The sequence below is a fragment of the Lysinibacillus sp. 1 U-2021 genome, assembly GCF_029916965.1.
In the GTDB taxonomy this organism is placed as follows: Bacteria; Bacillota; Bacilli; order Bacillales_A; family Planococcaceae; genus Lysinibacillus; species Lysinibacillus capsici.
Window position 1 is genome coordinate 917,656 of record NZ_CP123966.1, and the last position, 11,541, is coordinate 929,196.

20 protein-coding genes are annotated in these 11,541 nt (G+C 36.4%); 16 read left to right on the forward strand and 4 right to left on the reverse strand.

What is annotated here, in order from left to right; all coding sequences use genetic code 11:
- Positions 1-231: 231 nt before the first annotated feature.
- The 4 genes from QH639_RS04760 to QH639_RS04775 all read right to left on the reverse strand — a co-directional run bounded on the left by QH639_RS04760 (position 232) and on the right by QH639_RS04775 (position 2,956).
- Positions 232-1,137, reverse strand: a complete 906-nt coding sequence (locus QH639_RS04760; protein WP_281115696.1) for a hypothetical protein — start codon at positions 1,135-1,137, stop codon at positions 232-234.
- Positions 1,138-1,201: 64 nt separating this feature from the next.
- Entirely contained in the window at positions 1,202-1,996 is a 795-nt protein-coding gene (locus QH639_RS04765) for a hypothetical protein (RefSeq protein ID WP_281115697.1), read from the reverse strand.
- A gap of 18 nt (positions 1,997-2,014) precedes the next feature.
- A complete protein-coding gene (locus QH639_RS04770) occupies positions 2,015-2,452 on the reverse strand; it encodes an ImmA/IrrE family metallo-endopeptidase (RefSeq protein ID WP_281115698.1) in 438 nt (145 codons plus the stop codon).
- 18 nt (positions 2,453-2,470) lie between these two features.
- Complete coding sequence (locus tag QH639_RS04775; protein WP_281115699.1) at positions 2,471-2,956, reverse strand: helix-turn-helix domain-containing protein; 486 nt, start codon at positions 2,954-2,956, stop codon at positions 2,471-2,473.
- A 170-nt stretch (positions 2,957-3,126) separates the two neighbouring features.
- On the opposite strand from QH639_RS04775, the gene QH639_RS04780 reads away from it, so the two are divergent.
- The 16 genes from QH639_RS04780 (at position 3,127) to zapE (ending at position 11,509) form a co-directional block, all read left to right on the forward strand.
- Positions 3,127-3,372 carry a helix-turn-helix domain-containing protein gene (locus QH639_RS04780; protein WP_281115700.1) on the forward strand — a complete coding sequence of 82 codons (246 nt, stop codon included), beginning with the start codon at positions 3,127-3,129 and terminating at the stop codon, positions 3,370-3,372.
- 44 nt (positions 3,373-3,416) lie between these two features.
- Positions 3,417-4,196 carry a phage antirepressor gene (locus QH639_RS04785; protein ID WP_281115701.1) on the forward strand — a complete coding sequence of 260 codons (780 nt, stop codon included), beginning with the start codon at positions 3,417-3,419 and terminating at the stop codon, positions 4,194-4,196.
- Complete coding sequence (locus QH639_RS04790) at positions 4,193-4,477, forward strand: hypothetical protein (RefSeq protein ID WP_281115702.1); 285 nt, start codon at positions 4,193-4,195, stop codon at positions 4,475-4,477. The genes QH639_RS04785 and QH639_RS04790 overlap by 4 nt, the downstream gene beginning before the upstream one ends.
- Before the next feature lie 231 nt (positions 4,478-4,708).
- A complete protein-coding gene (locus QH639_RS04795; RefSeq protein WP_237898391.1) occupies positions 4,709-5,227 on the forward strand; it encodes a helix-turn-helix domain-containing protein in 519 nt (172 codons plus the stop codon).
- On the forward strand, positions 5,224-5,466 hold the full coding sequence (locus tag QH639_RS04800; protein ID WP_281115703.1) for a hypothetical protein: 243 nt from the start codon (positions 5,224-5,226) through the stop codon (positions 5,464-5,466). The genes QH639_RS04795 and QH639_RS04800 overlap by 4 nt, the downstream gene beginning before the upstream one ends.
- Positions 5,450-5,584 (forward strand): hypothetical protein, encoded by a 135-nt coding sequence (locus tag QH639_RS04805; RefSeq protein WP_281115704.1) that lies wholly within the window; start codon positions 5,450-5,452, stop codon positions 5,582-5,584. Before QH639_RS04800 ends, QH639_RS04805 begins: the two co-directional genes overlap by 17 nt.
- 300 nt (positions 5,585-5,884) lie before the next feature.
- Positions 5,885-6,115, forward strand: coding sequence for a YqaI family protein (locus tag QH639_RS04810; RefSeq protein WP_281115705.1), 231 nt, complete (start codon positions 5,885-5,887; stop codon positions 6,113-6,115).
- Between the two features lie 68 nt (positions 6,116-6,183).
- The gene (locus QH639_RS04815) at positions 6,184-7,113 is read left to right on the forward strand and encodes a YqaJ viral recombinase family nuclease (protein ID WP_281115706.1); all 930 of its coding nucleotides are present in this window, start codon (positions 6,184-6,186) and stop codon (positions 7,111-7,113) included.
- Position 7,114: 1 nt separating this feature from the next.
- Positions 7,115-7,306 carry a hypothetical protein gene (locus QH639_RS04820; RefSeq protein WP_281115707.1) on the forward strand — a complete coding sequence of 64 codons (192 nt, stop codon included), beginning with the start codon at positions 7,115-7,117 and terminating at the stop codon, positions 7,304-7,306.
- Position 7,307: 1 nt separating this feature from the next.
- Positions 7,308-7,550, forward strand: coding sequence for a hypothetical protein (locus QH639_RS04825; protein WP_281115708.1), 243 nt, complete (start codon positions 7,308-7,310; stop codon positions 7,548-7,550).
- A gap of 2 nt (positions 7,551-7,552) precedes the next feature.
- A complete protein-coding gene (gene recT / locus QH639_RS04830; protein ID WP_281115709.1) occupies positions 7,553-8,356 on the forward strand; it encodes a recombination protein RecT in 804 nt (267 codons plus the stop codon).
- A complete protein-coding gene (locus QH639_RS04835) occupies positions 8,349-8,522 on the forward strand; it encodes a hypothetical protein (RefSeq protein WP_281115710.1) in 174 nt (57 codons plus the stop codon). Before recT ends, QH639_RS04835 begins: the two co-directional genes overlap by 8 nt.
- 26 nt (positions 8,523-8,548) lie before the next feature.
- On the forward strand, positions 8,549-9,517 hold the full coding sequence (locus tag QH639_RS04840) for a DNA-methyltransferase (RefSeq protein WP_281115711.1): 969 nt from the start codon (positions 8,549-8,551) through the stop codon (positions 9,515-9,517).
- Between the two features lie 68 nt (positions 9,518-9,585).
- Positions 9,586-9,813, forward strand: a complete 228-nt coding sequence (locus tag QH639_RS04845) for a hypothetical protein (protein ID WP_131521407.1) — start codon at positions 9,586-9,588, stop codon at positions 9,811-9,813.
- Between the two features lie 15 nt (positions 9,814-9,828).
- Positions 9,829-10,749 carry a DnaD domain-containing protein gene (locus tag QH639_RS04850; RefSeq protein ID WP_281115712.1) on the forward strand — a complete coding sequence of 307 codons (921 nt, stop codon included), beginning with the start codon at positions 9,829-9,831 and terminating at the stop codon, positions 10,747-10,749.
- Entirely contained in the window at positions 10,685-11,509 is an 825-nt protein-coding gene (zapE, locus tag QH639_RS04855) for an AFG1/ZapE family ATPase (RefSeq protein WP_281115713.1), read from the forward strand. Before QH639_RS04850 ends, zapE begins: the two co-directional genes overlap by 65 nt.
- Positions 11,510-11,541 lie beyond the last annotated feature (32 nt).

Below are 11,541 nucleotides of genomic sequence, written 5' to 3' on the forward strand. Positions count from 1 at the left end.
CCCCAAGATTTCTACACGGACAGGTGTACTTTTTGGGTAATTGTCTTAGCATCACTCCTTTCATAAAAGACGAATATATGTTCTTTTAAGCGTATAATAATAGCCTCTTTACATCTTAAATCTGCTCACAGCCGTGTTATAAATGTATCGAAGCTTATTAGAAATCATAAAGAGAAAAATAAAAAGTTGTTGAAATTAAATAATTATCGAAATGTTAAATGTAGATTAGATTTATAAGTATTCATCTATAAGGTGTTTAATAATGGTAAAACCCTCTTCTGCATGTTTTGCTAATACTTTCCCTGAATTTGAGTGAGCCGAGCCGTTCCGAGTATTATTAAAATTCATTATATCTCTTTTTTTTCGGTCCTCCATAAGGCCATGTTTTACTAATTCATCCAAACATTCTTTTATATAAGGAATATCCCTTAGCTTGCTATTAGGAATCTTTCTACTAATTATTATTTTTAAAATATTTTCCAAAGAAACTCCAGCAACAGCTGTAGCAGCTAGGTATAGCCCATGTTTGTAAGCTTCAATGGCTTCACCTATTTCATAATAAAAATGTTGATCATCTACTTTGAGAACGTATTTCTGGAATTCAAACAAAGAGAAGCGATTTTCTATTTTATTTCCTTGTTCAAAGACTATCTGCCTGCCTTTGATTTTACCCATTTCTGGCAGATCTTCAGGATCTCTAGATGAATTTCCTGGACTTCCATCAAGAGTAGGTCCCTCAAAACCATACGATATAGTGAATTGGAGTAAAGGTGCATCGTCCCGTCCAATAAGACTTATCCTTTTTTGAAGTCGTTCCACATCATTTGAGGGTTGATTCTTTTTATAATCACCATAAGTTTTAAATTGGTTGTGTACACAAGTTATTGACATCGCTTTACCTTGAAATATATTAAATTGAATATTTGTATTGTTGAAAACAATGACACAATCTCGCGCTTTTCTCACGCATGGGAACACTTCAGGAAATTCTTCATATAAATCTGAGAATGTATCTATTACTGTTTGTTCATAGGATATAAAAAATTCTATTAAAAACTTCTTTGCTGCTTCTTCGAACAACATAGAATCAGGTATGTTAAAGACATGATTATCTGCAAGTTGAGTAGGTCTTCTCATTTTATAATTTCCTCCTATTAACACTTTAATTAAAATATTTATTTTGGAAATAATGTATATAATGTTATGAAAACATCTTATATACTAAAGTGATAAAAATAGGGGAGAGCCCCAATAATAAAGCGCCGGCACACCCTTTAGGTTGTTGAGTAGATGAATTTCGCTCAATTCGTTGAGTTACTCTATCATTTGGCACATCTCTACGATAAGAGTTTAAAATAGGTCCATTTTGTTTATCGCCAACGAATTTTACTGTCCTTGCTATTTCATTTCCATCTACATAATCAGTTACATAGGTCCAACCTTTATTGGTTTTCGGATTTATTTGATTTGGTATTTTATCAAGTAAACTTATCATATTTGAATAGTCGAAAGCAGGACAACTACCAAAGTTTTTCAATGAGATTTCTAATTCATGTTTCATTTTATCTTTGTTAACATAAAACGTTCCATTAGGATTCATGTCGCCATATCCTTCTAGACCTTTCCATCCAGATGGGTTGACCGTAACATATTTACACCCAAAGTAATTATCGTTGTAAGGATTTCCATCATCTTTGTTAAAGCAATAATCGCTTTTGTTATAAGCATCTTGTCTATCTTTGAAACAACGTATAAAATGTGAATTTGTTGATAGTATTCTCTCACCATCTATGAAAATAGATGTACTCTTCCAGCGTCCTACTATTTCATATAATTCGAAAAAATATTGTAGTTCAGAATCTGAAAAATTCACTTCATGAATAATAGATTTCCCTTCTCCAGATACCTTGTATGTATTAAATCTTGAAGAGATATCAACAGCAACTTCATAATTAGCTGAAGTAGACTTTCCAAATTTTATTGTATAATTTGTCATTGTTATTCCTCGCTTGAATTATCTATACTTTAACTTCAATTCTACCAATTCAACTGGTACATGATGTAATGCAGCGATGTCATAGATTGTTATTCGTTCTAAGATATATTCTTGTAAGAGATCATCAGGGATTGCTAATTCTATCGCGAAACGATTCGCTTGATGTTCAATTTTATCAACAGAAAAATACGTATTACTCCTCATGAATGGGGTGTTTACTTCTGGATGTAATACTACATGTCCGAGTTCATGGTCACAAACAAATTTCTTTTTAGGTTCATCAAGATTTGAATTAAGGAAAATGAATTTATTTCTTCTCACATAACGATAGAAGCCATATATATCTTCGTGTAAATCATGCTCAATAATATTTATATTCATTTGACGAGCAATAATAAAAGAATCATTTGTCTGATGTTTTTCTATCAAGTCTTGGACAGTTTTCTTTATCCACATACTTGTCACCCCTTGGAACTATTCTTTTCTATATTTTTTAGGGATATATTTTTTATTGGCAAGTGTGGCTAGTCTTTCTGCATGCTCCAAAGCCTCTAAAAGTGATTCAATTGCTTCTTCACTCATTGGTTCTCCCATAAAACTAAGTGCGGTATTATCATCATCACTAATTCCTTCAATTAAATCTTCCCTTATTTTTGCCATACGTTTACCGATATCACGTTCATCTTTTTCAGTTAATTTTGGATTACTATTTACTTCTTCTGAGAGATGATCAACTGAAGAGTCAGTTTCAATATATCCAGCGATACTCATTAATTCGTTGTAATCAACTTTTAAAGCGCGCGCTATCTTTTCTATTGTCTGAGGTTTGGGAGTACCACGTTTCCCAGTTTCGATACGGGAAAGTTGAGCAGCACTAATCTCTGCATAAAGTGCAACTTGATTTAATGTCATGTTCTTTGATTCACGTATATTTTTAATGTAATTTCCAAACTCGTTCATAAAATCGTTCACCTCCAAATAAACGTATATAACAAAATATTAAAGCTCTTTATTACCAAAAGGCAATTTAATCTAAAATTTTTTTACCAAAAGTGTTGCCAAAAGGTAAAAAGTGTTTTATATTATTACCAGAAGGTAATTACCAAAAGGTAAATAAGAGAGGTGATAACATGAAAAACTGTATAAAAGTAAAAGTTGATTTTTTAAATGAGTACCTAAAAAATAATAATCTTTCTGAAAGCGAATTTGCTAAAACTATAGGTGTTGCCCATAGTACAGTCAATCGAGTAATTAATGGCAAAAGAAATCCAGGTGGTAAATTCATAACAGGTGTCTTATCGAATTATTCCGATTTAAAGTTTGAACAAGTCTTTACTTACATCATCGAATTACCAAAAGGTAATAAAACGGCATAAAAAATGTTCGCTTAATAGCAAACTAATCAATTAGGAGGACCAATATGAATCAACTTCAAATGTTTAATTTTGAAAACAATAAAATTCGTATTTTAAGTATTGACGAACAACCTTGGTTTGTAGGTAGAGACATAGCGACAGTATTGGGTTACAGCAAACCTCAAAATGCAATCCAAAAACACGTTGATGCAGATGATGCCCTAAAACGAGGCATCACGGATTCGCTTAATCGAGTTCAGGAAACCACATTGGTTAATGAGTCAGGATTATACAGTTTAATTCTTTCTTCAAAACTGGATTCAGCAAAAAAGTTTAAACGATGGGTTACATCTGAGGTTCTTCCATCAATACGAAAACACAGCGGTTACATCGCAACAACAGAAAACGATGATGATGCATCAATCATGGCAAAAGCTTTACTTATTGCTAATAAAACTATTGAAAGTAACAAGAAAAAAATAATTGAGCAACAGCTACTAATCGATGCTCAAAAACCAAAAGTGCTTTTTGCAGAAGCAATCCAAGCAAGTGAAACAACAATTTTAGTTGGTGAATTCGCAAAAATTCTAAAGCAAAACGGAATAGATGTTGGGCAAAAACGTCTCTTCGAATGGCTTAGAGAAAATGGCTATTTAATCAAACGTAAAGGTTCGGATTACAATTCACCAACCCAAAAATCTATGGAACTGGGATTGTTTGAAATTAAAGAAACACCTATTCACCATAACAGTGGCGAAATCAGTATCAGTAGAACTTCAAAAATCACTGGTAAAGGACAAGCCTATTTCATTAATAAATTCTTGAATAGGGCGGTGATCGCTTGAGCACTATCGCACAAGTTCAAGTTGCAGTTGACCAAGAATATATCGAAGCAAAATTTATAGAAGAATTTAAAAAGCAAATAAATGCTAAGAAAAAACTTTTAACTATTGAACAACTATCGGAAATGTACAGCATGAAACGTGATGCTCTTGAAGAAGCGTTCTTTCGAGATCCACGAATTAAACTTTATGAGCGTCGTCGTGGCGAAAGAGGTAAGCGCTACTGGATAGCTGAAAAAGTGATTCCGATAATGGACGAAATTATTGAATACGAATGGAATTAGAAAACAAAACACGGACAGGTGTACTTACATTCGTAACTTACAAAAGCATAGGAGAGGCCAGGGCAAATGGCCTCAAGATAAATCAAACTACCAATCTAGTAGAAATCTAAGAGGTAGGGGCAAATCTACCTCTTAACCATTATTATACACAAATTACTGAAACTTGATGGTTGCAACCAAGTTAACTTTAGACTGAAATGTGACCTTAATTAAATAGAAAGGGTGGTAAATGTGAATGTCACTGAAAATACAGTTGGGGGAGTAATAAAAGAATTAAGGGGTGGTGAGACACAGCTAAGTCTTGGCTTAGACATTGGTGTTGGAAGGGAACGGCTTTCTCGATATGAAAATGGCCGTGCGAAAGTGCCATCAGATATTAGTAGAACGTTGGTTAATCGATTCGATAATCCGAAGCTTGCTTTAGCAGTGCAGCATGAGTACACAGGAACAGGGCCCATTTACTTGAACGGCCCAAACGTAGACCTCCATCGCTGTAGTGTACGAGAGAAAACAATCGAAGAACTCCAAGAAGCCTTGGACGCCATAACTAGTACAAGCCTTGCAAAACCTAGCGATGCCATTGAGCATTATGAGCGAAAAAACATTTTGGACATGATTGAAGAGGCAGTTGAGGCAGCTACAGCACTAGCGAACTTTATCGCAGTAACAACCGAGCACCTTGGTATTAGCTACACAGGTGTATGGATGGACCATTACAAATATCTTCAAAAGGTAGGATTTATTAAATGAATATAGATGAACAAATTGAAAGAGAACTAGCTTGCATAGATGATCTAACAGATGTAATCAAACTACACGTAAAAGCAGGTCGTATCAACATAGCAAAACAACTAGAACGAGACCTACATAATTCACTAGAACACCTTGAAAAACTTCATAGACGCAAGGAATTGTGGTCAATAGCAGATGGATTAAACCTACAAGGGAAAAAAGCGAAGGTGGTGAGGAAGGTTGTGGAAATGGCTTGATAACTATTTTTACTTACCAGAGGACGATGTACCAGAATCACACAGGAAATTTTGCATCAGCGCTGTTATTACGATGCTTATTATCGGAGTGCCAATCATCATCGCATGTTGGCAATAAAAAAGCTGCTTAACAGCACCACCTGTTAAACAGCGAGACAACATATACAAATCAATTATATCACAAGATCCGACGTTTGCGAGAGTTATCTCGCCCTCGTCAAGCAGCTTACAGTACCGTCTCCCTACGGTATATCTTTGCCACTGTAAGTTGCTTGATGGGACTAGCAATCTATTTATAAAATCTAGCACAGTACGCCATGACCATTTGCGAGCGACAGCCGACGGCCCCAGTTGCGATGACAGTTTTGTAAGTAGATTGGTGGATATCCATCAAATACATAGGAAAGAAGGTGAGCACATGCGACAACTTATGGAAGTTGAAAATCCAATGGTGTTAGGAACGATTGAATCCGTAAATAGCGTACCTACATTTAGGTATATCGAGACAGAATTTCGTGATCTTTACGGTAGCTTAATCGTTTATAACGACGACTATATGGAGTTTCCGAATGGAGATATCGTTCATTTAGACAACATCCATACGTATTTAGAGGACAACTACAATGCGAAATTTTACACAAAAAAATAAACCACTACTCGTAATAGTGGCTTAGAAAAACAATTATTAATCAGATTTTAGCATAGGAGGGCAAGGGAATGGAAGCAGTTTCTACTTTAGAAATGGATCGCATTGAATGGCTTCAACTCCGTAAGAGTGGGATTGGCGGTTCTGATGCATCGGCAATCTTAGGTTTCAACAGTTATAAGTCAGCGTTCCAACTATACATCGAAAAGACTTCTGATTTCGTTGAGGAAATCGATAACGAGTTCGTTTATTGGGGGAATAAACACGAAAATACGGTCGCAGAGGAATTTACAGTTCGTACTGGCAAAAAGGTTAGGCGTTTGAACCGTATGTTACGCCACCCTGATTATCCATTTATGACTGCTAACCTCGATCGAGTAGTAGTTGGCGAAAAAGCAATTCTAGAATGTAAAACAACGTCTGCCTACAACGAACGTGCGTGGGAGGGGGAAAATATTCCTGCTGCGTATATTTGCCAGTTACAACACTATATGGCGGTGACTGGTTATGAGAAGGCATATATAGCTGTTTTGATTGGCGGGAATCGTTATGTGTGGAAAGAAGTCGCTCGTGATGATGAATTTATTGAGCTCATGATCCAACGTGAAAAAGAATTTTGGGAGAATCACATTCTTACTAATGTACCACCAGCGATTGACGGCAGTTCGTCAGCTAGTGAGTTCTTAATGAAGATGTACCCTCAAGATGATGGTTCAGCCATTATGTTGGACGAGCAATCGAACACATTGATCGAAGCTATTGAATCTTTAAAAGCTGAAGAAAAGCAACTCGAACTACAGCGTAAAGAATATGAAAATCAGCTCAAAATGATGCTTGGTGAGTCTGCAGAAGGGCATTCGGATCGCTTTAAAGTTACGTATAAAACTATTGCTTCAAGTCGTTTGGATAGCAAGCGATTGAAAGAAGAACAGCCAGCAATTTATGAAAAATATATCAAAGAGTCTTTATCAAGACGCTTATCGATTAAGGAGGCTAATTAATATGTCTATATCTGTACGTGATAGAGTGTTAATTTCTGATTTGAATAACAAAGTTATTGGAAAAGGAATGGTCATTAATTACAACATCTTTAGAGAGCCTGGTATGGAATATGCGGTAGTTTTTGATGGTGATGTTGAAGTTTATTTCGTAGGTGAAAATCAGTTAGAAAAATTATATGTGGAGGCTAATTAATATGGAAATTTTAAAACCTACTGTACATTTTAATCCTGAAATTAAAGGTGAAATCTTTCATATAGATGGTTTTTTAGAAGATGCACAACTAAAAGGTTTTTATTTAGTTAAGTCAGTGGAGGGCAACCAAATTATTGTCCTAGATATTAAGAGACCTAATAACGAATACAGAATTACGGCAGAAGAAATTCAAAACGAAGAGCTTATTGGTATGAAATTAATGAAATTAGTGGAGGCGAATTAAACATGGCAACTACAACTGATTTAAAAGCTCAAATGCAACAGGCACCAGCTACTACACAAAAACCAAAAACAATTGATGATTACCTTAAACAAATGGCACCAGCAATGGCGCAGGCCTTACCAAAACACATGGATGTAGATCGTTTAATGCGATTAGCAATGACGACAATCCGTACAACACCAGCACTTAAAGATGCGGATGTTTCTAGTTTACTAGGAGCTGTTATGCAAGCAGCGCAACTAGGATTAGAGCCGGGTTTAATGGGCCACTGCTACTTACTACCTTTCAAAAATAACAAAAAGGGCATTACAGAGGTTCAATTTATTATCGGTTACAAAGGGATGATTGATCTTGCTAGACGAAGTGGTCATATCCAATCGATTTACGCTCATGCCGTATACCAGAAAGACGAATTTGAGTACGAGCTAGGGTTAGACCCTAAGTTAAAGCACAAGCCTTGTATGGATGAAGATAAAGGCAATTTTGTTGGTGCCTATGCGGTAGCTCATTTTAAGGATGGGGGTTATCAATTTGAGTTCATGTCAAAAGCCGAAATTGAGAAGCGCAAAGGTCGTTCAAAGGCTGCTAATTCATCGTATTCACCGTGGGCTACAGACTACGAGGAAATGGCGAAAAAGACCGTTGTACGACACATGTGGAAGTACCTACCGATTAGCGTGGAAATGCAACAACAAGTAGCTTATGACGAAGGAACAGCACCAAAACGTGAAATGAAAGACATCACACCAGAAACAGAATTTTTCGTTGATGCACCCGAAATTGAAGTGGAATTAGTGAATGAATAACGTACCCCACAAAGTCCTTCTGCCTGCTTGGATATTCCAACAGGCGAAGGATAACGATGAAATCAGACGCTTGGTGCTGGATTACATGCGAAGATATCCAAACTATCGAATTGTCAAAGTGAGTGGTAGTTTTGCGGTTTGTGAGAGAGATCAACAACTTTTATAGAAGGTTAATAATTGGGGGGTGACAAGTTGGAGCTTAATAAAATCTATCAGGGGCATTGTCTAGAAGTACTTAAAACACTACCTAGCAAAACTATAAATACAGTAGTCACAAGTCCACCATATTGGGGGCTACGTGACTATGGTGTAGAGGGCCAAATAGGTCTTGAAAATTCAGTAGAAGAATATGTATCAGCTCTTGTAGATGTGTTTCGAGAAATAAAACGGATCCTGAAAGACGATGGTACGGTTTGGGTAAATCTTGGAGATGCATATGCAGGTAGTGGAAAAGGTGCATGGGCTGAAAAGGACAAGCAAAAACATGTCTATGTTCCAGATACTAAAAGCCATTTAACGAATATTAATAATGTTCCAACTGGACTAAAACCAAAAGATTTAATTGGTTTGCCTTGGCGAGTAGCTTTTGCGCTACAGGCTGATGGATGGTATCTGCGTCAAGACATCATCTGGGATAAGCCGAATTGTATGCCTGAATCTGTAAAAGACAGACCAACAAGGTGTCATGAATATGTCTTTCTGTTAGCAAAAAACAAAGATTATTACTATGATTACAAATCTATATTAGAGCCAATTGCAATCAGTACTTCCAATGATAAAAGAACCTTAGAATCCCGTTTTACAAACAAACGACCAGAAAGAAACTTTCCTGGACAAAGCTCTAAAGGTGGTGGCATGTTAGAGCCTTTAGAAATAGGGAAACGGAATAAACGATCAGTGTGGTCAGTTACAACCAAACCATTTAAGGAAGCGCATTTTGCAACGTTTCCAGAGGACTTGATTGAACCTTGTATACTAGCAGGGTGTCCATTGAACGGAGTTGTAATGGATCCGTTCTTTGGATCAGGAACAACAGGATTGGTTGCATTAAAACATGGTCGTAATTTCATCGGAATCGAATTGAATAAAGAGTATATAAAAATTGCTGAAAAACGATTAAGTAAAGTGCAGCTGGAACTAATCCATGAATTAGGTTGTTGAACAACATATGGATTGAGAATAAACTCGTGATTAAAAATTTGAATATTGAAAATATGGAGGGTTGAAGTATGAACAAATCCTTGAAATTAAAACTCGAACTAATTCGAAAAGAAATCATTAGTGAAATTATCGCTCGAAAAGCTAATCAACAACTTGATACAAATACAGCTTTTAAATTTATTCAAGAAATCAATAATGCGACTTATAAAGAGCTTCAAACTCTAGCAGTAGAATCTGTGATTCACAATAAAAAGGTCAGTGATTTATTTATCGATGGCACACCACTGCCATTCTAGGAGGGGCGAGGGCAAATGGCTAAATACAGATACGTCTACACAACTTTTTGGAACGATCCTCGTGTGGTTGAGGAAATGACAGCAGAGGACAAGTACTTCTTCCTGTATTTGCTGACAAATGAAAGTACAACTCAAATTGGTATCTATCAAATTACTAAAAAACAAATAGCTTTCGATATGGGCTACTCAATGGAAAGTGCTGGTGCCTTGCTACAACGCTTTAGAGACCACCACAAGATCATTAAATACAACGAAGAAACGCGTGAGATAGCCATTAAAAATTGGGGGAAATACAACCTGAATCGTGGGGGCAAACCGATTCTTGATTGTGTGAAATCAGAGTTAAAAGAAGTGAAAGATACTTCATTAATTCGATGGGTAGGCGAAGGAATCTCGAATGATTCTGTACGTATCGTCTACGAGTCGTACTACGATACGTCACACGATACGTATAACGATTCGTCAGAAAATGAAGAATCCAGTAATGATGCGGGTTCTTACGATACGTCGACGATGCGTGGACAAAAAGAAAAACAAACAGAAAAACAAAAACAAAAAGAAAATAAAAAAGAAAAACAAACAACAGACAGTGAAGTTGGTCAGTCGGTTGGTAGTTCGTCTGATTTTGCTAGATTAGTTGAATTTACAAATCAAAACATTACACCTGTTCTTCCGACAATAGCTGAACACCTTGGTTATATCTTAGATGATTACAAAGACGTTGATCTAATCCTAGCTGCATTACAAAATGCAGTATTAAACAACGCTCGTAACAAAATTAAGTATGCAGAAGGTACATTGATCAACTGGCGTAAAGACATGATCACTACTTACCAGCAATTGCGGTTGAAAATGAAGGAGGTTCAACGAGATGCAACCAATAGCCAAAGCTATGAACGACATAGTAACGAAGAATATGACGGCCTCTCACTCTAGCGAAATATGTAGTCATTGCGGAAATGAAATCAAGGCGATTCCAGTTGAGGTCCTTGGTAGAACTCGCTGGGTGCAACCTGTATGCCAATGTGAGCAGGACATTAAAAAGGCAGAGGTTGAACGTTTGATACGAGCTAAAGAGGAAAATGAGGTACGTACTTTATTCTCTATCAGCAATATTGGTGATAAATACTTGAATGCTAGTTTTGATAATTTCCTTATGCGGCAAGGATCTGAAAAAGCTTACAAGGCTGCTAAATATTATGCGGAACATTTCGAAGAATTTGGTGCTGAATCTCTCTTGTTGTGGGGCGATGTAGGAAATGGTAAAACCCATTTAGCTGCAGCAGTACACAATTATTTAACTGCTCAAGGTAAGGTAATAGTTTTCATATCAATGCCAGAGTTATTAAGCAAAATCAAAGCTACTTTCAATCGCAACAATAATGAGAGTGAGCAGCAGATTATGAAAGCGTTAATGATATGTGACTTGTTGATTATCGACGACTTAGGGGCAGAAAAAATAAGTGATTGGGTGCTAGAAACTATGTTCCAAATATTTGATGGCCGTAGTCGTAGAAAAAAACCTATTCTAGCAACATCAAATCTCAATCCAAAAGATTTACCAGAGCAAATTGGTAAGAGGATACCCGATAGATTAATCGAAATGTCGCAACCAGTTAAAAACGAGGCTACTAGTTTTCGTAGAGAAATTGCTAAAGGTCGCTTGAGTAAATTCAATGCAATTTTAAATCAGTGAGGGGCAACAGCCCCTTTATGGAGGGTGAAGGG